This is a genomic window from Bacteroides sp. AM54-2NS (assembly GCF_003602935.1).
GTDB classification, from domain to species: Bacteria; Bacteroidota; Bacteroidia; order Bacteroidales; family Bacteroidaceae; genus Bacteroides; species Bacteroides xylanisolvens.
The window spans coordinates 1-24,016 of record NZ_QTMZ01000009.1 but is presented as its reverse complement, the minus strand read 5'-3'; the positions used below and the strand labels follow the sequence as shown (position 1 = coordinate 24,016).

The window sequence follows — 24,016 nt, the reverse complement described above, 5'->3', positions numbered from 1 at the left end:
ATACTAAACAATCCGGACTATCTGGCAAGAGGCATCCATACAGTCATTTCTCCCTTTTCTCTGTTTCCCCAGGCATAATAAGGAATCAAACGGATATTTACTGTCTTTTCAGCCTGAACAACCGGCCGGTAAAGCACTCCTTCCCACGAAGTTGCAGATGCCAGACGTGCCATTCCTTCAAGTGCAACAATCGGACTGCCTTCAATTGTGATTTTCTTCGGAGTTAGTTTTATATCAGCGGGAATCAATACGTTATCAATCTTTTCCCCGTTTGCAATATCCATACTTTCCAGACAGTAAACCAACGGCCCGCGCTTCACGACCACCTGATTACGAATCTCCTCTGCTAACGGATGGGCTTCGAGCAAACGGACAGGCATATCCATCACCAGCTCCACTACATCCCCCTTCTTCCATGTACGATTTATTTCCGCATACGAATTTGCCTTTGCATTGGTTTGCAGCGGCTGTCCATTCACTGTGAGCGTAGTCTTTTCGCACCATTCAGGAATACGTAAGAAGAGCGAGAAAGCACCCGCCTTACGAGGAACTCTATCCAACGTTACGCGTACCTTTCCTTCCCAGGGATAATCCGTCTCTTGTGTTAATGCCAGCTCTCCTTTGTCTTTCCAAGTCGTAGTCAGCGTATTTGCACCATACAAGTTACAGTAAATGCCTTCCGGACTCAATGTGTAGGCGTAATTCTGTGCCTGACACAATGTACGCAATGTATTCGGCGGGCAGCAGAAACAACTGATATATTCCGTCCGTTCTTTCGGCCAGCGAAGCGTGTAAGGAAGATCGGCACTGATACGAAGCGGATTGGTATAGAAATATTTCTTTCCGTCCAGACTGATACCGCTCAATACACTATTATAAAGACAAGTCTCTACAAGGTCAGCATATTTCGCATCCCCTGTCACTTCCAGCATACGCCAGTTGAAAAGCATATTTCCGATATTGGCACATGTTTCATTGTGCGCTGTACTATTCGGCAACTGATAAGGACGTCCGTAGCTCTGATGTACCTTCTGAATACTATCCGGCTCATAGCAAGTCCCGTCCGGTGACGTTCCATCATAAAGAGCACCACAAGCTCCGGTCACGTACATCTTCCGGGTGACAATATCATTCCAGATACTAATCAGATTTTTCATCAATTGTTGTTCGCCTGTCTCGGCATATACATCCGCTACTCCTGCATATAGATAATTTGCACGTACGGCATGCCCCATTGCACGATACTGGTCGCGGAAAGGAATACGGTCCTGATTATCGTCCGTACCGTTCTCCACCATACCACGGATATCAATCAGATTCTTTGAAAGTTCCAGATAACGGGGATTTCCTGTGGCACGATACATTTCGACCACTCCCATATAATGTGAAGGGCAAATGGCATTGCGAGCCAGTTCGGCAGAAGCCGTTTCGTAAAAATGGCAAAGAAAATCCGTTGCTTTTACGGCAGCATCAAAAAGAGTAGTCTTTCCGGTGGCACGACGATGCACAATACCCGCCATCATCAGGTGTCCCAAGTTATATGTCTCAAAGTTCAGCCGATTGGCAAAAGCTCCTTTTTCATTCTCGTCACCTACTTTCGTTCCGATGACTGTTTGTTTATGCTGATCCCCTAATGCATGAGAGTCAATACCTTTATTCAGTTCTTCGATAACAACAGGCGTATGTATATAACCATCTGCACGTTGGGCTTTTACGACACAAGTAATAAAGTTATCCATTAACTTATCCAGTTCCGGATCTTTATTGACAGCATAGACAGAAGCCACACCCTCCATCCATTTATACATATCTCCGTCATGGAACGGAGGTCCCCAATGTTCACCCTTACACACACCAGCGGCAATCTCAAAATTACGGAAACCGTGGGATATTTCTGGTGTGTTCCAAGTATTCCACATACTTTGCAGGGAAGTCCGGCTAAATATCTGAAAGCGATCTCCCCAGAATCCATCTGTCCAATGTACGGCACTGATTCCGGTATTCGCCATCTTCGCAAAACGGCTCTGACTCATATCCGTCAATCCATTGCTTTGCGCAAGTGCTCCCGTAACGGAGGCGGAAGCTAAAAGAAGTAACAGTTTTATCTGTTTCATTAATATGGATAATTTAAAATTTACACAATATCTTTATAAAAAGACGTGATTATCCGTATTTTGTACTCAATAAAACGAAAGCGAAGATTGCTAAGCAACCCTCGCTTTCAGTAAAAAAGATCTGTATTAATCTTTATTTCTTATTTATCAGGTGTATAATTCAACTCCGCCTTTCTCGCCTGCGAATGTTGAAATTGTCGTGCAACCTTATACTCATGTCCGTCTTTTAATAAATAACTCCCTGTCTGCTTAAACCAAAAACCGACATTCGCATCTATACATTGCTGCCGGATATCCAATACCCACTCGTAATCACATACCCGGACTTCTTTGCCTGACTCTCCTCCTGCCACTACCTGTTCCACCCACTCTCCCAGCTCACCTCTGAAATCAATCCGACTAAGAAGCGGCTCGCAGATAATGATTTTATGTTTAATAGGCATTTCTTTATAAATAGGTAAACGATAATCCACTCTATCCTGGTTCTCCATCGTGCAGCAAATGGTCACATTGTCATAGCCATCTCCCAATCGGGAGGCAGACACTGTTGCAACCGGTCTATCCGTTTAGTGATAAAGAGGAAACGAAGATCCTGTCGTATCCGCATCATCTCCCACGCTTCGGCACGCCATTCATCCGCATCTTCAATGAGAAAATCTGAAGTAAAACAGGTATATACCAAATTTCCCGAAGGTATCTTATACGTACCATTCTTTTTACGCTGCAAGGGTAAATCGAACTTTTCTGTCTTTGTCACCACCGAACTGTCTTTTCCATATTTACCATCCGTCCGATATACATAACAATGACGGCAGCCTTCACTTAATTTGTGACAGCCGTGCCAAAGATTCCACATTGAAGCTTTTTCACCCATCTTCTTTTTTATTGAAAAATATATTTAATATTACATATACATAACTATAAAAAGAGTGCACCTTATTCTTTATCAGAAAAAAGGTGCACCAAAACACAAACAAAACAAACAATAGAGCGACCTTCACAGGCAGCCGATCCACGAGGGATCTTTATCTTAATCTGCCCATCTTGACAAGGACAACATTCACATTTTCAGATCATGTAATTCAGAACATCACAGCAGAAATCTTCGCCCTCATACTGCTTATATGTCAGATACAAATATTATTATACAATTTGCTCTATTAAACCCGATGTCACTTTACAAAGATAACACTATTCTATGTATTTCTATGAAAATGCCCAAAAAGAATTATTCTTTTTCTCATTCCAAACTTTAGCTATAAGCCATAACATACAAGCTGAATGTCTAAAATTCATCATTTCACATATCGCTCCAGCCCTTCCTGCAGGAACTCTATATATTTTGGAATATCTTCATTATATGCATAAGATTTATTCAACGGATTACCGTCATTATCCAGCAATACATAAAAAGGTTGGGCATTTGCTCCAAACTTCACCCGTTGCAGATAGCTCCATTTATCGCCTACTGTTCGTAAAGTGCGTTCCGTATCATTCTCCACAACATTTATAGGCTCATTCAATGGAGTTTTATCATCCACATACAAAGAGATAAGTACATACTTATCATTGATGATACCACCCACTTTACTATCTGTCCATACAGCCGCTCCATCTTACGACAATTCACACAACCATATCCGGTAAAATCGATCATCACAGGCATTCCCTGTTGTCGTGCATACTCCATACCTATTTCATAATCCTTGAATTTGGGGTGGACCTCATTCGAATATAAATTAAAGTCCTGTGTCATCACAGGAGGAGCAAATGCACTGACAGCTTTCAAAGGTGCCCCCCAAAGTCCGGGAATCATATATACAGCAAATGCTAAAGAAACAAGCGCAAGAAAGAAGCGCCCCACGCCTACCCTGTTTTCATCACCGTCATGCGGAAACTTGATCTTTCCCAACAGATATAACCCCATTAGTCCGAAAATCACAATCCATAACGCAAGGAAGGTTTCCCTATCCAAGATTCTCCAACCATAGGCTAAGTCCGCAACCGACAAAAATTTCAAAGCAAAAGCCAGTTCCAGAAAACCCAATGTCACTTTAATTACATTCATCCACCCTCCTGACTTAGGCATTGATTTCAGCCACGAAGGAAAAAGAGCAAACAGTGTGAATGGTAAAGCCAAAGCGATGGCAAAGCCTAACATTCCGATAGCAGGAGCAATCACGCTACCTGTCGTAGAAACCTGTACGAGCAGAAAGCCGATAATCGGCCCTGTGCAAGAGAAAGACACTAGAGATAACGTAAATGCCATCAGAAAAATGCTTAATAGGCCACTCGTCGCTTCCGCTTTGCTGTCCACTGCATTGCTCCATTTAGAAGGTAAAGTAAGTTCAAATGCCCCAAAGAAAGAAGCTGCAAAAACAACCAACATCAGGAAGAAAAGAATATTGAATACGGCGTTTGTTGATAAAGCGTTCAATGCACTGGCACCAAATATTAAAGTAATTGCTAATCCCAGTGTTACATAAATCACGACAATTGAAGCACCATAAGTCCATGCATCCCGAATCCCTTTCTTCTTATCCTTGTTTCTTTTCAGGAAAAAACTCACAGTCATAGGAATAATCGGCCATACGCAGGGAGTGAACAAAGCCAATAATCCGCCAAGAAATCCAGTGACAAAGACATACAACCAAGATTTATCCTCTTGAGAATGTTCTTCACCTAACACTTGCAATTCATTGATTACCGGTTTCCAAAGATCACTTTCCGATTGCTTCTCTACCACATTTACCGGAGCTTCTTCTTTCCCTTTTGCAACTATTAAATCTGCTTCTGCTTTTTTCCCATATTTAAAAGGAATTTGAGTCGGAGGTAAACAGCTCTCATCGTTACAAGCTCCAAACTCCAGAAACCCATCCATAAAGTAATCATTTCCTGTAAATTTCACTTTTTGGATAAACTGTACCGTATCTTCAAAATAGCGCACATTCATCTCGAACATCTTATCATAGATGCTGATTTCTTTTCCAACAGGTTGCAATTTACCCATTGTTTCTACATGATTACTCGCATTGATGTTGAAAGTAGCGGAAATAGGCCCATCATCCCCTAGCCCGGTCGAATACACATGCCATCCTTTCTCTATCGAAGCAGTAAACACGATTTCCGCTTCCGTTTCAGATGTCATTTTCAACTCATTTTTGAACTTTACAGGCTCTTTGATTTGTGCTTGTATATTCCCGATTGTGTACCAACTCAATAATAAAAATAAAATAATTCTCATTTTTCTAAGTTCTAAATTATAATCTATTATACAACAAATTTATTTCACTGTTCATATTCTATTGTGGTCGTTGGTCCCTTATATCTTTCAGCATCTCTATATATTCTGGAGAAGGATTCTTATTAGAAGTATCTGCATTTGATGGCGGGGGTATCACTTTGATGAATAAGAAGATACAGAATATTACCCAAATAAGATTTATTGCTAAAAAAATCCAAACTTGTTTCATACGTTGTCGTTGTTTTTCTTTAGTTTCATTACGATATTTATCAGCAATAGACAAATATCGTCCATCGCTAACAAATAATCTATGAGCAGCAAAAGTGAATATAACAGCCAAAAGTATACCTAACTCTTCATTGTTTTGTACTTCCAATGAATGTAATACTCCAACTATTGGGCCAACAAAAACAAAAGTAAACAATGAGGTCGGTAGTAATAACCCTGCTACTTCTGGCGACCGCTTTTCTCCCCACAATCTAAGCTGCCATATATATGTTCGATAAAACAGATATTCATATATCTCATATATTTGTTTAAGTATATTCATTCTCAATACATTTATGAAGCAAAATGGGGATGCTCTCACTAACACCTTATCGAGAAGCATCCCCTTTAACTTAAGAGAAAATTTATTTCACAAGAGATTTAGTCTTACTAATATAAGTTTTCTACTTCCGGCTTGTTGTAAATGAGCGAGCCAAAAGTTCCCGCAGGGCGTTTCAAAGGTACAGATGGTACTCTGATGATTTCATCTTTTGAAGAACGTGTCAAACCTGCTCTTCCACTACGTTTAACAGGTTCTCCTGTAGTCGGATCCACCCCTTGAACATCGCATAGTGCCCAATATAATGGATAATTAAAATCAAAATTGTCCCAATCTCCGAAAGCATAAGGGAATACATTATCAATATCATCTTCATAGCTTGAGTTTTGATTATTCAACATGACATCCGGGTCAATACCGTCAGCATAATCTCCCCAGTCTTTTGCATTGAAAGAACGGAAAGTAATTGGAGCAAATTCATAATATTTATTTCCATATTTATATTCTTGCACTTCCATTCCTACGTTCTTTCCTTCCGTGCGACTACCAAATAATTTCACAGGAAAATCTATGCCTCTTAATCCACTAATTATCAATTCACTGGCGGAAGCCGTTTCTTCCGAACAGATGATTCTTACAGATTTAAGATTTAGATCATCACCATCTCCAAAACGGATATATTCATCTGCACCGGAATTACGTTGCATTCTCATAAATACATCCGAACGATGTGATGTACCAGCGATAGAAGCGGCTAAATAACGAGCTAATTCAACAGAACCTCCATTGTTAAAACGTAAATCCAAAATCAAATCTGTGATGCCTTCAGCCTTGAACTGTTGAATTACATATTTCAAGTCTTCCTCAAAATTCAAATCAAAACCTAGATAAACTAAATAACCGATATTGAATTTATTCTCTTTTTTGTCTTTGATAAACATTGAGTTCAAGATAGGACTATTATTATAACTACCAGTGGTTAATGTAGTAGTTCCATCCACCAAATCATAGTCGCCCCGGTTTTCATCAAAGATTTTACGCCTATAGCCGATCTTAAAAGTTTCACCTCCACCTGCATAAAACAAAGTGCTCATATATTGCTGGTAATTACTCTTATTCAAAGTCGTACCATTCACAGCAACGATTACATCCCCCCGTCTCAATCCGGCTTTTTGAGCAGGAGATTCTAGATATACATATCCAATGGCTAATCCAATAGTTGTTTTATCCGGCATGTAAGAAGAGAAAAACGTTCCAAGTCCCGATCCTACAACACTTGTTGCACGAGTATTTGCACGAGTTCTACTGGAACCAGTTTCCATAATATAAGAATAGATATAACGCTTGCCTGCATTGACTGAAAATGCACGATAAGTTCCGCCATCCTCAATATTAGTTTTCATTGGTAAAAGATAAGTTGACAGAAAATTATCATAAGAAACCGATGCATAATCTACATCTAGTGTATTATATTCTTCTTTAAAGAGATAATGTTCCTTCAAATATTTATCCATATACTCATTAAGAGCCAAGTCTTCTGCCGCTCCGGATCCTCCTCCTTGTGTGATAGTACATACTGTAACAGGAGCTTTATATCCTTCCACTTGTACAACCACAGTCAATATTCGTTCTTTTCCGGATTCGTTTTTATTAATTTTCACCTTTAATCCCCCTTTACCGGCAGCAGAATTACCACTGGTATTAGTTATAGTAGCCCAATCTGCTCCTGTAGAATATTGTAGAGAAGGAGTCCATTTTCCAGAAGCCGTAAACGAAATTTCAACAGTCTCTCCATAAATAGAAACCGTCTTTTCCGTTTCAGTACCAATCGCAGTGATTCCATTATCAGTATCACCGACATCTCCCCCGTCGTCGCTATCCGAACAATTACTGAAAGCAATCAGACACAAGGCAAGCAATACTATACTATAAAAGCTATTAAATAAGTTTTTCATCTATCATTATTATTAAATTAGAAAAATTAAAAAGATTATTGTGCCGGAGCTTCTACTACGGTTTTAGAAACCTCATAAAAACGTCCTTCTTCGTCCATCCAGGTTACATTGATATTAGTAGGTAATGTTCCATAAACACTTCCTGAATAAGTAGTTGTTTGTTTTACTCCGTTTTTCATTACATACCTGATTTGTTCATCATACATACCAGTCAGATAATCTGCCGGTCCGGCAAATACATAAAATACTTTGCAGGCAGCCTTAGGTTTCACAGTGTAAGAAACGGTATAAAACTTATCTTTTTCTATCTTGTCAATCGTCACTTCCGGCACACTGGCATTCCATAAATCCGGGTCTCTGTCTTTTCGCACGTAAGTCGGCTTCGCACTGGTGTATTCCTTCTTTGTTATGGTTGAAGAAGGGTTACCATCAGTATCAACTGCTATCATGAACAGTACATATTCCGAATTAAATGCTATGTCCTCGATCACCAGTTGATGATTTTTCAGTTCAGCAGCAACAATTTCAGTAACATTATCATTCATAATTAATGCTTGTTTTACCATTTCTTCATTTCCCCAATACGGATAGTTTTTGAAATCACTCAATTTCATGTGAACATAACGGAACTTTTCCGGATTTCCAGTCGGGGTCAACGTTAAAGTCGTAGACACAGTTCCTGCCTCTATTGCCACGTCTACCGAGATTGATGAATTATAAGATATTTCTTTGGAATCAGCCTGTACTTTGACTAATGACCCGAGTTGCCCTTTTTCATTTAATGCTACTGCAATAAAAAAGCCTTTTGTTCCCGGTTCTAAAGAGGCTCTTTCAAAGTTTTCTACCTCTTTGGAAGAATCTCCATTTTTAATAAGATAGGAAATAACTTCCTTGTCGGTACCATAATTTGCCAGAGTTTGCTCCTTCATATAAGAATAATAGAACTTATAACAGTCAGTTCCGGGAGTAATAGTCGCACTTACACTTGAAACCGTAGTAACAACACTATTAATATTTATCGTCGCTGTCCCGTCATACGTCAACGCAGGCACAGGAATCTCCACAGCTACCAGTTCTTCTGTTTTATACCCTTTTTCTTCTTTATAAGGAATAGCCCAAAGTACATACGTTGTTCCAGGTATTACCTTTGGAAGAAAATCTAACACCTTACCTTCCAACGGCCCGTTATAATCCGAATACTGTTTGGTTCCTCCCCCATAAGCCAGATCATCAATAACTCTTTCGGGTGAATAATTCGGTTTATCTAAAATCCCTGTATAATAAACGTCACAACCCTTTCTGATTGCAGAAACCGTTGCACCTTCAAACGTTATATCCGAAACCTTCAGTTCTACTGTTGCAGCAGTCTTAATCACGCTGGCAATCACGTCATCAGGTAGATATTCAATACCAGCTTCAGATGGAGGTACTGCCCAAATCATATATGTCTTTCCGGCTTCAGGATCCTTGCCTATCAGTTCTGCCAATGAAACTTTATCAAGAGCTGCTGTCTTCATGTACATACGGGCAGCATATCCGTTCACTAATTCAGCTACGGCCTCTGCACTATATTCATTCATTTCCAGCACTCCCAAATAATACATTTCTACACCATTCGTCAAAATAGTAGAAACCGTTTGACCTTCAACAGATATAGTAACAGGAGCCTCACCTATTATCACCGGAATCTCCGAGATTATGCTCTGCCCATTAGACGCAACAGCCATTACTGCCACTTTGCCCCCCGTTTCTGCATACTGATTCTCTGCAACAGGAGCATAATAGTCAATCCCTTTCCTGTCAATGAAGCTTTCCAACCGTCAGGCTTCGTTACGGTATACTTAGAAATACCACTCATTTCAACCGAAATCAGTTTCTCCTCACCGTTTGCAAAATATTGTTTTCCCGATAATATCTCACATTTCAATTCCTTGGATTTCAGAACTTTCAATATTGTGCCGTCTTTCAGAGTAAAATAAGCATAATCATCATCCTGACTTACCGCACTGAAAAGAGAGGTATCCCCCGTCCCTTCGCCGGATGCATACACACCCGTAGGTTCCCAAGTCTTTCCACCATCCGTAGAAATCTCCCACTCTTTCGTATTCGTATTAATGCGAATCTTAGGAGCGGTAGCCGTTACAGGCATCATATTCCCTTCTCCATCTTTCAGGAATGTCTTCTTACCGTCCGTGCTGGTTATTCCCCAATAATAAATGCCATCTTCTTCGTTTTTTATCACAGTTATTTGCGGAGCATCTTCTCCGTTTTCACCATTACGGATAGTTACTTCTGTCTGGTCTGAAAACTTAATTGTATAACTTCCGTCTTCATTCTCCAATACAGAAGCGATTGATTTATTTTGAGACAAAGCATCAGTCAGTGTCTTCAATGTCGAAATATCAGTCTGCACACTTTGCAAAGAAGCTTCTAACTTATCCATGCGATCTTCCAAACCGGAAATCGAATTCTTCAAATCATCGTCATTATAGCATGACGAAAATGTCATAACACATATAGCCAGGAAATACATACATTTTCCTATGCCACCTAAAAATTGATTTCTTCTCATACCCATAAAAAGTTTAATGATTAGAGAAAAACCGCACGATAGATTTACACACTATCGCGCGGTAAATTAGTTTTGCCGATATTTATTTGGAATGAGGATGTTTACCTAATTTCTTCAAATCAAGATAAATAACGCTTTCACTTCTCATGACTCCCGGAGTATTCACCTTCACCTGTTCATTAACAATCAATTTTGCAGGAACCCGGTTATCTTTCTTCACTACTTGAGGTTTCGCTATTCCCTTTATTCCTTTTTTCAATTTCGGAGCATCGGGGAATAATACGGAAGGATCAGTAATGATACCTTTTTCTTTATCATAGAATACTGTATAAAGATCGCCAATTACTTCATTTCCGTCAGCATCGGCACCAATAGGCACACATAAAGCAACCAGTCGTTTGGCTTCACTTGTCTTATCATACGATTGAGTAGTTGAGTTGACACCTGATAAACCATAATCCAGACAATGCTCTTTCCATACATCCATACATTCCTGATAAGTATAATCACCACTTGCGGAATAGTTATCTTCTGTAATGCTATAATATAGTTTGGCAACATCCTTTACAATAGAATACTGAACTGTAAAGTTGCCCAAATCACTCATATAGGCATTCAGTTGCATCGTTGGATTCGGCCCTGCTATAATAGCTTCAGTCGTAGCTTTCACAATCTTCACATCTGTCAATACGCCATCCCAGTCTTCTGCCATATAAGCGAATGTATATTCCGTTCCAGGATTCAAACCGGTCCATTTAAAATTTTCTACTCCTCCATTCGCATTCGCGGCCCATATATTTGAATTTTCTGACATCAGATATTTAATCAGTTCAGCCTTATTAGCTTCTTCAAGTAAATCCGGTGTCATAATGTATTGGTGATAATATACTGCCGTTTCCTGATTATAAGTATAGGTTAATTTCAAGCTTGTCCGTCCCGGATCGGAAATAGTAATATCTATCGTAGCTTTAGATGCTCCCGGATTATCCGTTACTTGTGCTTTGGTAGAAAAAGTTTCCGTTTTCACTTTTGATAATTGTCCATACTCATTACGACCTACATAAGCAACAACATAAGAACCATTCGGATCAAGAGCATGTTGGTAATCTGTAGTTGCATACGAGCCTTCCTGACTGAAGTTATATTCTTAATCCCCCATCCTTCTTGATCTAAAGCTTGTGCCAATGCTGTCATTGTTGCTTCATCGGCATTTTCATAAGGTGCCCAGTCAGCAGCGCTGAATATACGATAAAACATGGCATAACAAGTTTTCTCCATTTTTACATCCATGTTAACAATAGAGGCACCTGTCTTTGTAATCTTCAGATCACATTCTGCCTCGTCCGGGTTATCAGGAATTTTTTTCAATTGGAAATCCTGCCGTACATAATCTCCTTTATTCTTATTCTCATCCAGTCCGATAGTAGTAGCTGTTAATTTTCTTTCCGAATCGGCATTATATCCAAAATCAACTATATATAATAATTCTTCTTCAGGTACCTGTGCATCTTCTGATGTCTGTGTCCAGTGTCTCATAAAGTCGATATACATATTCTGTCCATAAGCTTCAATAAACGCATCGATAGGTTCGGAATCCGCACAGAACTGATAGAAATACTTGCAATCCTCATTGGGGACATATTGAATGGCAGCTGCCTGATAACTTGCTGTAACATCTATTTCAACACGAGGATGGCCTGTCACATCTCCTGAAGGAGTTTTAAGATAACAGATTTTCATATCAGCCGGATTTTGTCCGCCTTCATCATTACACCCTACCGTTATAATCAGATATTCTGCTCCCGGCACAATCTCTGATTGAGCATATTTGGAATTTACCCAGTCAAATTCTGTATTCGGGTAACTATCTCCTAATGTTTTCCTATTGAAAGTATAAGCACCGGCACCCTCCGAATTATAGAGAGCTTCCAGAATCAAATCTTCGATTTCTTCTTCACTTGCACCTGAACCGCCACTTTCAAATAAGTAGTTATACATACGACATAAAGGATAAACATCCAAACGATAAGATTGCACCTTATCTCCCGGGGTACATTCAAACACAAAGTTGTTGGTAGTTTTGCTAGTCACTTTGATGCCTACCCCACGTTCACCACCATCCACTTCGTTTTCCATCCATCTGATAGGAGTCGGTACAGGAGGAAGCGGAACATCGGGGTTCACCGGCACGTCAGGTTCCTCAACCGGTTCATCCTTATCCGAACACGATAGCACCATAGGCTTATAACCAACACCAGCCCTAACAAAAGTAATAAGTTTAATAATTTCTTCTTCATAATTCTAAGTGATAAATGTGATTAATCATTTACATATTCATAATCGGCATTGCCGTTTATTGCTTCGCAAACAGCCAAATTGTTTACATAACCGTTTTCATCCATTACTAATGCATAAAAAGAAAGATTCTCTGCTTTCCATGTATCGTCTAATGCCACAGTATACTCCTTTACTTCTTCCTTATCTTCTGCAATTTGTCCCAGTTTGTCACCTTCTACAGAAGCAGAAAGTAATTTGCGGACTACATGATTATGTGTATAGTCCCGATAGTTGCCTCCGTCATTCTGCTGATACTTCAATCCATTTTCAACAACATACAATACCAGGCGGTAATCAGCCGTTTTCTCCGAAGTCACTTTCACAGTAACTTTAGCTTCGGAATCAACCTCATTATAAACAGAACTGATAGCTACTCCGCAATGAGCAGGGTATTTCTCCAAAGACTCATTAAATATAGCCCGCATGACACTATAGTTTTCAGATAGCCCCATTGTCCCACGCATATCAACCACACATGAAGGATAACCGGAGATAGCAAACTTTCTGGAAAGAATCGATGACTGTTCAATTGTCATTGGATCGGCACTTGTCCCATCAACATGAAATGACATCAGATAAACAATTCCCTCGTAACTCGAACTTATCAAATAATTCAGACGGGTCATTCCTGCCGGACACATGGCGCACCATGTTCCGGTGAACTCCATTGCGCAGATGCGTCTCACAAAATTGGATACTGTACCTGATGTACTTTTTGCAACTACTGTTATCAATTTGGATACATAGTTGCCATAAGATGCCTCAAAAGCGTAGGTTCCGGCTTTAGAAGTAGAAAAGGTATTTCCATCCAAAGTTTGTCCGTCCATCACGGAACGGATGATTGCATCAGCAGTTACATCTATTCCCGCATGCATTACCGTAAAGGTTATAATATCCTTTCCGTCCGCAGTCAATGTATTTTTATCGACGCTCAAAATCACTTCTGTCTGCTCCGAATCATCGGAATTGCCTGAACAGGAAATCCAGCATATTCCCACACAGCACATACAGACCAGCAATATTATTTTATAGACATTTATATACATAACTCTTCTTTATTCGTTATACAAGTAATCTGCTGATTCTCCAAGTTTACACTCATTTACATTGTTACACGTATAAGTCTTTCCTCCATCCAAAGTTGTCAGCATCGACACTATCACACGCATATTATCCACATTCCATCCCGGTTCCAACTGATAAGATCGTTGCATGGTAGATTCTACTCCCGCATTTACTTCCCCATTGAAACGGTCGCCGTTCAACGATGTGGACACCACTGCACGCACCACATTATTATGTGTATAATCATTCGCACCATTCGTTTGAAAGTATTTGATTCCATCCTCTACCAGATAAATCAAACAACGATAAGTGTTTGTTACGTTGGAAGTTAATTTGGCAGTAATCTTCACTGTACGGTCAGAAGCATTATACACAGACTCAACAGCTACCCCACAAGAAGCCGGATAGTTACTTAATTCTTTCTGAAGCTCTTCTTCAATCTGGCTCTTGATACTGATCATTTCTTTAGTACCCTTACGCAGATTGTAAAAGAAACGGGGCAGTCCCGAGAAATTACCGAGAATATTAGTCCGGTAATTATTGGTAGCTGCTGTACTCATGGGATCCGTCATTCCTCCGAAATCCATGTGGAAAGAAGCGATAGCCAATCGCCCCGGTTGTTCAGTCTGAATTGCTTTCAATGTAGTGCTAAGCGCCGGACAGGCTGGCACCCGACAGAAGTAAACTGCATCCCCAGTAATTTATGATAATAGCTGGTTCCTCCTGATACGGGAGCAACCTGAACGGTCACTTCATTTTCACTGACCATTGCTTTTCCTTCATAATAGCGGGCTTTAAAAACATACGTACCCGGCACTGAAGTGCTGAAAGCACGAACACCATAATCCAGGTTTTCCTCTCCCGATTCCTTTACCAAAATCAGGTTCATTGTACTTTCTTCACTTACATCTTTTGTACCCAGTTTGACCGTGAAGGTCACTTTCTCTACTCCATCTGCCTGTATAGCCGTCTTATCAGCTGTAATACGCAAAATGCCGTCATCCGTCCCTCCATTCTCCGTTTCGTCCGAATTGCCGGAACAGGATGACAGCATTGCTAAACAAAGGATCATTACAATTGGTAGAATTGTCAAGTATAATTTCCTCATAAGTCTTAATCATTATAGAGATAGTCTATGCTACCATTAATCGAACATTCGGTTATATTATCCACCATATATGCGTCATCCACTTTACGCAATGCATAAACCACTACACGCGATGTGGCAGGATTCAGGTTCTTTGCATTAGAGATGCTGAAAGTTGCGGCAGTGTGCTCCTCGTTTGCACTCACAGTAAACCGTCCGTCGGTTGACATCGACAGGTAATTGTTGGAAATAGCTCTTACTGTATAATCATACGAGGCCTCATTTCCTCCGGATGCTGTTAAGCCATCAGTCACCAAGACATAAACAAGGTCATATTCTCCCCCCAAGCTCGACTTCAGTGCGGCATTCACCGTAATCTCACCCATAGAAGAATTATAAGATGTATTTACCTTAATTCCGCAGGTTGCCGGATATTGTCGGATTTGACTTTGTAAAGTCTGTTTAATAGCACTCACGTTCCTGTCTATCGACATGACTTTCAAGTCATAGATACAGGTAGGAAAACCGGACGCTCCAAAACGACTCATGATTGTGCTTGTCTGTGACAAATGGAACGGGTCAGTGGCGGAACTGCTGGAAGAATGAAAAGCCATTTTTACCATACGTCCCGGCATCAGTTCTTCCACTTTCTTCAATGCCGAAGTCATGGCCGGACAATAAGTACACCAAGTTCCCGTCATTTTGAAGACACCTACTTTACGATAGAAAAGTTCATAATTCTTACGATTCTGTGCGGTTACGGAAACTTCATCCGACTCCCAGTCCAGGTAATATGCCTTAAACTTATGTGTCCCGTTCTCTACTGCCGAGAACGTATTGGTCCGTCTCTCCAAATAATCACCGGTAGTTACATCTTCAAAATATACATTCTTCATATATTCGGAAGTCGTCAGTACTTTTCCATTGGCATCAGTCACCGTAAAAGTCGCCATATCTGTTCCATTGGCTTCAATCTTGGCTTTATCCACAGTCAAAGTAATAGGTCCTGTCACTTCGCCGTTATCCGGCTCTTCACCATTGTCGTCAGAATTGCCGCTGCACGCTGTAAAACATCCGCACAAGCATATCAGACTTGACATAAAAAACATTGTAAATTTTCTCATATTCTATATTCTAATTAATAAATGTTTCGATGAACTCAAAATGAAGTAGTTATAGTCAGGTTGGCACCTGTATATTTAGGAATCGTCCGGCAAACTCCACCAGAGCAGACGTACCCTTCCTTGTTACGACCATAACTCAAGGCTATACGCGTACGTGACTTGGCATAACTGGCTCCCACATTGTAATAATGGATTTTATCCTTGCCGTGATTATACATATCACTTCCGTAAATGCTCCATGCCGGAGCAAAATTTATCTCCAACAGAGCTGCCATCCAGTCCTTCTGATCTTCTTTTGTAGTTAAGTATTGCAACTCCATGCGAGTTGAAAAAGAAGGCGTGAACTTATATTGTAAATCTGCTACAAAAATATTCGACAGATTAGTCGTTTTATTCGCTCCGTACGAAGGGCTATATTCTTGCATAGAATAAAGCAAGTTCATTTTGAATGACTTTGTCCATTGCTTTTCCACATCAACACTAAAGTCACGAAATGCCAAGTTACCTATCTGGGCTGTTCCTTCTTTTTCTAAAGCATAATAGGTAGAAAAGTTAGCGTGTAATTTCAAACCACGTTTACCTCCAATGACCGTTCCTCTTTTGAAATGATAAAAGACATCCAATTGTCCGCCCATCTCACCGCTAACTGCATTTGTCACATCTCCTATTTGTGGAGTATGAGGATGCAAGTTGGTCAACATATAGGTATATTGCGTACTCATAGCCGGGACATAATTCAACAGATTCGAAGTCGAACCATTACCGGCAATAATCTCACTATTCATCCATTCCAAACGGCGCCCGGTCAGATTTACCCCCAACCCATTGCCGCTATATCCCAGCTCCAGCAATTGCGCATTGGCACGTTTCCTCGCATAAAGTTTGTCATCATGAATGAAATTATAATATTTATTGCCACCGTCCACATATTCACCTTTCGCTGTAAATCCGGAGCGTTCAAAATTTACCCGTCCCGAGAAGCCATTCGAATAAGGTTTTCCCCCTTCTTCTTCGAGGTCGATATTGATTTTCTCATATCGGTTCAATGCCCCTCCTTCGATACTCAAGGACGTATTTTGCCAACTAAGCATTTCAGATAAGGAGAAACTTACATCTACGCCACGTACTTGTGTGTCGGAAAAGTCCATTCCAAAACGTGGAGTTCCCCAAATGGCCTTCAACCTTACAATATTCTTGTAATTGTAGGTAAAACGTGCTCCCATCACCGCATTATTCAAACCAAGCATACGGTCCTCCCAACTACGGAATAGCAGTCCACTCCCAAACTGCTCATAAAATGTACCCGCTGTTACGGAAAAATCCTTGTCGGCCCAAGATACGTAATAGTTGGTTAGTTTTGCTTTCTCTAATTCTGTCGGGTATCCCACCAGTACCGGTTCATAGGCTTCCAACTGTACACCTACGGCAAACTTACCTTGATAGTAATCCAGTTTCAGATAATTGTTCGAACCGAAATGATCTTCCGGAGATTCTGCTTTTGTCTTACTATCATCCTTGTAGTAAATCGTATTCGTTTCAAAGCTCCCTGTCAGATAACCTTTTTTGTTATCTTGCTGCGCATAGGTTAGAGTAGACACTAACGCTACTAAAGCCAACACCTGAATTCTTATTCTAGTCATGTCATTGCGTTTATCTATGAATAATAACAGTTTCTATTTCTGTAGTTTTTTTATCGCTTTCAGTAGTTCCAGCTCACTTCCCGGCGCGTACCCGGTGTGTGAATAGACAATCTTCCCATCTGCATCCACTACATATACCTGTGGAGTCAGGCTCACATTCATAGCTCGCATGAATTCCTGATTTTTATCATACAACATGATAAAATCATCCCATCCATGTCCCTCTGCCAATGCACGCGCTTTAGCAGTAGAACGGCTGTCATCTGTCGAAACAGCTACAACACGGAATTTGGCTTCTTCCAACCAATCGGGCAATTGTTCATTTATGGCGTCCAATTCACGAATACAAGGTTTACAGGTTGTTGCCCAAAAAGAAATAATCATAGGTGTTTTGTGATTAATTAGGGAGGAGGTGTTTACCTGTGCTCCTTTCGTATTTTCAACCTTGACTGATGGTATTTGTGCCATGGTACAAGTTAGAAAAGCGAACAACAACGTAATGCAGACAATTAATGCTCTCATAAGTTCTTTTTATTTGTTATGTTAATAATCTTGTTTTATCTGATGTGTTCCATCTTACAGCCAAATAGCCTGAATTTCTGTATTTGTATCAAGCCGTCCTTATACATATCGCCTATCAAATTGGCATTCTCGAAAGTGACAGTTTTAGTTTCAACATCATATTCTCCACGATATACGTCAGAAGTACTTCCGTCCAAAGCTAGTCTCTTGAAACGAATAGTATACGGGCCATAAGAAGCGACATCTTCACCCGGCACAATGGACAGGTAGGTTTTCTGCGCCTCCGAATCATATTCATAATGCAACCGCCAACTAAATTCCCATTCAATATCATTATCCGGATCAAATCCATTCTTATTCGAACAGACCAGATAGTGCTCGTATGCCTCCGTGCCTTCTTCCGCTGTATTTACTCTTACGGAGAATCCCACTTGCACATTGGAAACATTGGTGGCAGAAGCCGTTCCGGTAAATATCCAAGTTCCTGAAAGCGTTTCATAAAAACTGGAATCATTGTCTTTGATAGTCACCGTCAGTCGCTTGTTCTCACCAATAGACGCCCCTTTCACATCGGCAATTTCAACATCAAAAGAACGGTCGTCATTAACAAGCTTGTCATCAACGGTCTTAAACTCAAAATTCATTGTTTCCTGCCCGGCAGGAATAAGTAACGTTTTGGTTGTGACAATATAGTTTTCATCCTCTTTGGCGTTATGATCTTTTAATTCGAACGTCACACGGATAGTTCCGGTATGTTCGCCCGTCACAACAACAGGCACAGTACACAAACCGGCAGATTCTTTCACCGTCATTGCAGTTTCCTGCAAGTTTACCGTAGCCGCTCCGGAATTAAACTGTTCCTCATCGTCCGAACAGGCGGCGATCAGAACGGCACATAGAAGAAGGGTGTATATTTTCAGATAGTTCATTTTACTCAAGTGTTTGATAATTTACGTTATTCATTGATTAATATCCCGGATTCTGCTGACCTGCCAATTGAGGGTTGGCATCCATTTCTGTTTTAGGAATAGGCCAAAGCATCCGCTGGTCATCCACAGGTTTATCCAGTCCGTCAGTACTTGCTTGTCCCGGGAAAAGCACCAGTCCTTTGCTTTGCGGTTTTCCACGCTTCACACCTTTCCCCCAACGTTTCAGGTCCATCAACCGGTATCCCTCACCTACAAGCTCCCGTTCCCGTTCGTTCATGATTTCATTTAATAAAGCTTCCTGATCGTAGGTTGCATCAGTCCATCCCTCGATTCGCGCTTTTTTTAATGCATTCAAAGCGTCATTACCCTTTTTCACAGCAGCTGCCGTTCCAATCTTAGCATTAGCTTCAGTGGCAATCAGATACATTTCAGCAATTCGGAATGGTTTCGGCTGATTCAAATAGCGTGTTTCGCTTCCTAATGCATTGTAATATTCATTGCCCGGATATTTATTAAAGAAATAGATGTCTGCCGCATTACCAGATGATACGGTTAAGTGATATTTTCCGAAATAAGACTTTAACCGGATATCTTTTTCATTGTATAAGTCAATCAGTGTTTGTGTAGGAATATAATCCTTCTTTGTAGTCGGATAACCGATAAAAATAGTCCCCAGAGGTACACCGGCATCGTCGGCACTAGTCATGGCAATCTGCCAGATGGTTTCCGTTCCCTTGTCATTCTTCCATACGCTTTCAAAATCTGTTGCTGTGTTCGATAATGGATATCTGTTCGAATTAACCAGGTCACCTGCATATTTGGCTGCATTTTCATAGTCGTCCATTTGCAGGGCAACACGCGCTTTCAAGGCAGTCACTACATCTACCGTGATATAATTCCCACAATTCTTGGGAGCCGTGTTGACTGTCACGTATGCACCATTAATATACCTGTCATAATCAGCAATGCCATTTTTTGCAGTCTCTATACGTTCTTCGGCTTCTTCGAGGTCCTCCAATATCCGTTTGTAAGTATCTTCCAGTGAAGATCGTCCCGGATATTGGGTAGCAGAAAGTTTAGGCTCATATTTTATCTGAAGCGGCAGTCCCGGAGTACTTGCTGCGGTAGCTACATCGTAATCGCGGCAAAATAAAGTAGCCAGATAAAAGTAGCAGTATGCTCTTGTAAAATACGCTTCCCCCTCATACACATTGATCTGTTGTCTCTGGGTTTCAGTCAATTCGATTTCCGGGTTCTCATCGATCTTACCTACCCCGTCAATAAAGAAGTTGACACGTCCGATAGCGGCATAGTAGTTCGACCAGATTGTTTCTACGGTAGAGTTGGTACTCTCGAAAGTCCAACGGTGCAACTCACCATATTTATTAGAGAAATCCGCCACTGCATTAAAGGCATCTGCCTGAACTTCCGGAGCTAATACATAGCTTCCTCCTGTCAGTCCTAAATATACGGAATAGATACCGGCACGTGCTTCTTCAAAACCGACTATGGTCGTTAACGCTTCTTCTGTAGGAACAGCATCGTATGGCATTTTATCCATATCACAAGAAGTCACCCCAAGTGTCAGTATAGTCAATGCTATCATAGATATTTTCTTCATATTCACCATTCTTTATGTTTTTAGAAAGTTAGTTCGACTCCGAAAGAATATTGTTTCGTATTGGGATAGTTACCCAATTGGATATTACTGTCTACTTCCGGGTCATATCCTTTATATTTAGTCACTGTGAGTAAATTACGTCCTACAAAGTAGATTCTGGCGTTACTGATTACTCCTGTTTTCTGAATCAGTTTGGCCGGAAGGGTGTACCCGATAGTCAGGTTTTTCATACGCATAAATGAAGCATTTTCCAGTAAATGCGTATCAAACTGCATCGGGGAGTCGGGAGTGGCAATTCTGGTTATATCTCCCGGCTTCTGCCACATGGTAAGCATTTCTACAGTTTGATTGTCCGAACCTGCAAAAGTGGGATTCTCTGTAAAAAAGCGCTCATTATTCAACATATACTGGCCTAGCATAAAAGAGAAGTCGGCACTAACAGAAATCCCTTTCCATCCGAACTGGGTGCCAAAGCCACCGGACCATGGTGCATAGCGTTGTTTACCGACAAAAACTGCATCTTCTTCGGAGTAACTCTTCGTCAGATTTCCATTTTTGTCGTACCACATATTATATCCGTCACGCGGATCGACTCCTGCCCATTTCACATAGTAATATTCTCCCCAAGGTTTGCCGACCTTCATCTTCAAACCGGTATCAGGCAAGGTATATTCATCCAATCCGTTAAACAGTTTAGTTATTTCATTCTTATTATAATTCAGGTTTCCGGAGACACTCCATGAAAAATCTCTCGTTTTCAGAATATCCACTCCCAGAGTAATATCGAAACCACGATTACGCATACTTGCTACATTTTCCACACTGCTTCCGTGTCCGGTAGTATATGACAATGGATACCCCATCAACATATCATCCGTCTGACGGTTATAAAATTCCAGTTCTACAGAAAAGCGGTCAAACACTCTTGTACTGATGCCTACATTCAGTGTTTTCATACTTTCCCATGTCAGGTTATCATTTCCGACGGTAGAAGGAGCAATACCCGGTTGTCCGTTATACAGCAAACCGGAACCAACCAATGCCAACGCATTATAGGCGCTGATACCGGAATTACCAGTTGTTCCATAGCTCACCTTCAACTGTAAACTGTTCAACCATGAAACGTTCTGCAGGAAATTCTCTTTTCTCATATCCCACATGGCTCCCAAAGAATAAAAGTTTGCCCACTGGTTGTTTTTGGCAAACAGAGAAGAACCGTCCCGCCGTGCTGCCAAATCGACATAATAGCGATCAGCGAAACTATAACTGATTGTGCCGAAATAAGAATTGAAAACCTTGTCATACATCGAATGTATCGGCACTTCTGACTCTGCTCCAGCTGCCATCAGCATCATTCGTAAGTCTACCATTTTTTTAGAAGTTGCCGAGAAATTCTCATTCTTTGTGATAATGGACTCCTGACCGGCCAACACGGTAAAAAGATGCTTGTCTGACAGACTGAACTTATATTCCGCTGTATTGGTGAAAGTAAATGAATAATAACGTTCGAAAGACTCGGACGCCACCCCTGCCCCTTCAAAGGGGCCTTCCGGATAGGCTTTATGGGAGTTACGATAATCAAAGGCATCTACTGCCTGCGAGGTACGTATATTCAATCCTTTTATTGGGTTTATATTAAAGAAGGTATTGCCATTGATACGTACCGTACTCCGGTCATTCGGTTGAAGTTCTGCCAAGTAATACGGATTATAATATCCCATATCGTCAAAATAGTCCAATCGTTTCCCATATCCTGTAAAGTTACCTTCTTCGTCTGTCAATATCTCGTTTATTGTTTGGTCAGGACGATAAATACGGGCAGCATACGCTTTATTATAAACGCTATTAGCTTCCGTTCCGAAAGTTGTCGTGTTATATTTCTGATAGGAAAGGTTCACGTTAATCCCGGCTTTCAGCCAGTCGGTCACCTTTACTTCCACATTACTGCGCAAAGTCTCACGGCGCAATGAGGAATCATCCATAATTCCCTCTGTATCATAATGTCCAAATGAAATATAATAGTTGATACCTTCGGAACCACCGACCACATTTACATCATATTGTTGTGTAGGAGCTGCATCTCCGAAGAAGACATCCGCCCAATCTGTAGATATACCATTATCTATATAGAACTTTTTCCGTTTTTGAAATGTAGTATCGTATGCTTTTCCCGGGTCCAGCATTTCCTGCAGGTTAAGCCATTGTTCGGTATTCATCATCTCTATGTTATCCCCAGTCATTCTCGACCAGCCATATTGCGCATTGATACTAACACGGGCTTTCTGTCCCATTTTTCCTTTCTTGCTAGTCATTATTACTACCCCGTTAGCAGCACGGGAACCATATATAGCTGTTGAGGAAGCATCTTTCAATACGGTCATGCTTTCGATGTCGTTCGGATTTAATGCTGTAAATGCTCCGGATGATATAGGTGAGCCGTCGAGAATAAAAAGAGGTTCTGTATTTGAATTGATCGAGCTGACTCCACGCAATCGCATTACAACACTTCCACTTGGTTCTCCACTGGGAGTAAATACTTGTAAACCGGCAACTTGACCTTGTAATGCATCTCCGGCATTAGCAACCGGTCTATTGGCTATCTTGCTATTATTTACCGTTGTTACCGAACCGACTACTGACCCTAGTTTCTTTGCTGATCCGTAACCTACCACAACAACTTCATCCATCAGTTGTGTATCAGACTTTAAGATAACTCTAACAGTCGGCTGAACAGGAACCGACTCCGTTTTCATACCGATATAAGAGATTTGCAATATTTTTGCTGAATTTGGCACATTCAATAATGTGAAATGCCCGTCTATGTCTGTTATTGTACCTAAGTTAGTGCCTTTTACAACAATTGAAGCCCCTACAACAGGTTGTTTGTCATCATCGGAAATAACTGTCCCCGTGACTTTCTGCGTTTGAGCTGTTATCAGCCCGATACCTATAAAAAGGTATCCAAATAGCAGCGCTAATTTTTTCTTCATAAATCTCTTTTTAAATTATTAAATAGCCCTAAAACATTTAAACTCACTTTTTACACTTAGATAAGTTCTATCAGAACTTAATTATAATCCATTGTTTTTGTAGTGTTTTTACATCAAATATGTAATTCTGGAAAGAAATGTTGCTTGATTTTACTTTTTCAATCAATTTAGATGACTATTCCATAAAAAAAATATGTCTTTTCGTTGTTTTTTGCAAAAAGAATATATACTTTTGTTCCATTATATAATACCAAACCGGAACTGTTAAT

At 40.6% G+C, this 24,016-nt stretch carries 16 protein-coding genes and 2 pseudogenes; all 18 read right to left on the bottom strand.

The annotated features are described in order from the left end of the window. Nucleotides 1-17: 17 nt before the first annotated feature. Nucleotides 18-2,114: a glycoside hydrolase family 127 protein gene (locus tag DXA05_RS07965; RefSeq protein WP_128859017.1), complete on the bottom strand. Its 2,097-nt coding sequence runs from the start codon at nucleotides 2,112-2,114 to the stop codon at nucleotides 18-20. Between the two features lie 140 nt (nucleotides 2,115-2,254). Next, a pseudogene (locus DXA05_RS07960) lies at nucleotides 2,255-2,988 on the bottom strand (DUF5131 family protein). A 421-nt stretch (nucleotides 2,989-3,409) separates the two neighbouring features. Beyond that, nucleotides 3,410-5,358, bottom strand: a pseudogene (locus DXA05_RS07955) (cytochrome c biogenesis protein CcdA). Between the two features lie 58 nt (nucleotides 5,359-5,416). Beyond that, nucleotides 5,417-5,908: a hypothetical protein gene (locus DXA05_RS07950; RefSeq protein ID WP_008640454.1), complete on the bottom strand. Its 492-nt coding sequence runs from the start codon at nucleotides 5,906-5,908 to the stop codon at nucleotides 5,417-5,419. Nucleotides 5,909-6,015: 107 nt separating this feature from the next. After that, nucleotides 6,016-7,860 (bottom strand): S41 family peptidase, encoded by a 1,845-nt coding sequence (locus DXA05_RS07945; RefSeq protein WP_128859016.1) that lies wholly within the window; start codon nucleotides 7,858-7,860, stop codon nucleotides 6,016-6,018. A gap of 35 nt (nucleotides 7,861-7,895) precedes the next feature. Further along, nucleotides 7,896-9,677, bottom strand: coding sequence for a hypothetical protein (locus DXA05_RS07940; protein ID WP_284515469.1), 1,782 nt, complete (start codon nucleotides 9,675-9,677; stop codon nucleotides 7,896-7,898). Then, nucleotides 9,587-10,432: a PL29 family lyase N-terminal domain-containing protein gene (locus DXA05_RS27260; RefSeq protein ID WP_284515468.1), complete on the bottom strand. Its 846-nt coding sequence runs from the start codon at nucleotides 10,430-10,432 to the stop codon at nucleotides 9,587-9,589. Before DXA05_RS27260 ends, DXA05_RS07940 begins: the two co-directional genes overlap by 91 nt. A gap of 82 nt (nucleotides 10,433-10,514) precedes the next feature. Continuing rightward, nucleotides 10,515-11,459, bottom strand: coding sequence for a hypothetical protein (locus DXA05_RS27255; protein WP_284515467.1), 945 nt, complete (start codon nucleotides 11,457-11,459; stop codon nucleotides 10,515-10,517). A gap of 29 nt (nucleotides 11,460-11,488) precedes the next feature. Beyond that, nucleotides 11,489-12,670 carry a hypothetical protein gene (locus tag DXA05_RS27250; protein ID WP_284515466.1) on the bottom strand — a complete coding sequence of 394 codons (1,182 nt, stop codon included), beginning with the start codon at nucleotides 12,668-12,670 and terminating at the stop codon, nucleotides 11,489-11,491. A gap of 80 nt (nucleotides 12,671-12,750) precedes the next feature. Then, nucleotides 12,751-13,815 (bottom strand): Omp28-related outer membrane protein, encoded by a 1,065-nt coding sequence (locus DXA05_RS07930; RefSeq protein WP_128859015.1) that lies wholly within the window; start codon nucleotides 13,813-13,815, stop codon nucleotides 12,751-12,753. Between the two features lie 9 nt (nucleotides 13,816-13,824). After that, on the bottom strand, nucleotides 13,825-14,475 hold the full coding sequence (locus DXA05_RS27245; protein ID WP_284515465.1) for an Omp28-related outer membrane protein: 651 nt from the start codon (nucleotides 14,473-14,475) through the stop codon (nucleotides 13,825-13,827). Further along, entirely contained in the window at nucleotides 14,472-14,942 is a 471-nt protein-coding gene (locus DXA05_RS27240; RefSeq protein ID WP_284515464.1) for a hypothetical protein, read from the bottom strand. Before DXA05_RS27240 ends, DXA05_RS27245 begins: the two co-directional genes overlap by 4 nt. Nucleotides 14,943-14,947: 5 nt before the next feature. Continuing rightward, complete coding sequence (locus DXA05_RS07920) at nucleotides 14,948-16,045, bottom strand: Omp28-related outer membrane protein (RefSeq protein ID WP_118408586.1); 1,098 nt, start codon at nucleotides 16,043-16,045, stop codon at nucleotides 14,948-14,950. A 35-nt stretch (nucleotides 16,046-16,080) separates the two neighbouring features. After that, complete coding sequence (locus DXA05_RS07915; protein ID WP_128859014.1) at nucleotides 16,081-17,685, bottom strand: DUF6029 family protein; 1,605 nt, start codon at nucleotides 17,683-17,685, stop codon at nucleotides 16,081-16,083. A gap of 33 nt (nucleotides 17,686-17,718) precedes the next feature. Further along, entirely contained in the window at nucleotides 17,719-18,207 is a 489-nt protein-coding gene (locus tag DXA05_RS07910) for a TlpA disulfide reductase family protein (protein WP_128859013.1), read from the bottom strand. 35 nt (nucleotides 18,208-18,242) lie between these two features. Next, entirely contained in the window at nucleotides 18,243-19,136 is an 894-nt protein-coding gene (locus tag DXA05_RS07905) for a Calx-beta domain-containing protein (RefSeq protein WP_118408582.1), read from the bottom strand. Nucleotides 19,137-19,173: 37 nt separating this feature from the next. Next, nucleotides 19,174-20,757: a RagB/SusD family nutrient uptake outer membrane protein gene (locus DXA05_RS07900; RefSeq protein WP_230328156.1), complete on the bottom strand. Its 1,584-nt coding sequence runs from the start codon at nucleotides 20,755-20,757 to the stop codon at nucleotides 19,174-19,176. Between the two features lie 20 nt (nucleotides 20,758-20,777). Then, complete coding sequence (locus DXA05_RS07895; RefSeq protein ID WP_128859012.1) at nucleotides 20,778-23,747, bottom strand: TonB-dependent receptor; 2,970 nt, start codon at nucleotides 23,745-23,747, stop codon at nucleotides 20,778-20,780. Nucleotides 23,748-24,016: the final 269 nt, after the last annotated feature.